The organism is Pectobacterium zantedeschiae (genome assembly GCF_004137795.1).
In the GTDB taxonomy this organism is placed as follows: Bacteria; Pseudomonadota; Gammaproteobacteria; order Enterobacterales; family Enterobacteriaceae; genus Pectobacterium; species Pectobacterium zantedeschiae.
Map to the genome: position 1 here is coordinate 1 of NZ_NWTM01000011.1, position 924 is coordinate 924.

At 51.5% G+C, this 924-nt stretch carries 1 rRNA gene (only partly in view); it reads left to right on the forward strand.

The features are described from left to right. Positions 1–168: 168 nt before the first annotated feature. Positions 169–924, forward strand: a 16S ribosomal RNA gene (locus CLR69_RS22700); it runs 835 nt beyond the window's last position.

Here is a 924-nt window from a genome sequence, read left to right on the forward strand (position 1 = left end):
GGCACTGCTCTTTAACAATATAATCAGACAATCTGTGTGGGCACTCACAAGACCGTATCTTAACGATATAAAAAGTCTTGAAGAGTGAACAACAGTAAATTCATTACGAATAAACAGTTACTAATTCTTTGAGCATCGCTGACGAGTTCAGCAAATCAAACAAATCTTAAATTGAAGAGTTTGATCATGGCTCAGATTGAACGCTGGCGGCAGGCCTAACACATGCAAGTCGAACGGTAGCACAGAAGAGCTTGCTCTTCGGGTGACGAGTGGCGGACGGGTGAGTAATGTCTGGGAAACTGCCTGATGGAGGGGGATAACTACTGGAAACGGTAGCTAATACCGCATAACGTCTTCGGACCAAAGAGGGGGACCTTCGGGCCTCTTGCCATCGGATGTGCCCAGATGGGATTAGCTAGTAGGCGGGGTAATGGCCCACCTAGGCGACGATCCCTAGCTGGTCTGAGAGGATGACCAGCCACACTGGAACTGAGACACGGTCCAGACTCCTACGGGAGGCAGCAGTGGGGAATATTGCACAATGGGCGCAAGCCTGATGCAGCCATGCCGCGTGTGTGAAGAAGGCCTTCGGGTTGTAAAGCACTTTCAGCGGGGAGGAAGGCAGTAAGGTTAATAACCTTATTGATTGACGTTACCCGCAGAAGAAGCACCGGCTAACTCCGTGCCAGCAGCCGCGGTAATACGGAGGGTGCAAGCGTTAATCGGAATGACTGGGCGTAAAGCGCACGCAGGCGGTCTGTTAAGTTGGATGTGAAATCCCCGGGCTTAACCTGGGAACTGCATTCAAAACTGACAGGCTAGAGTCTTGTAGAGGGGGGTAGAATTCCAGGTGTAGCGGTGAAATGCGTAGAGATCTGGAGGAATACCGGTGGCGAAGGCGGCCCCCTGGACAAAGACTGACGC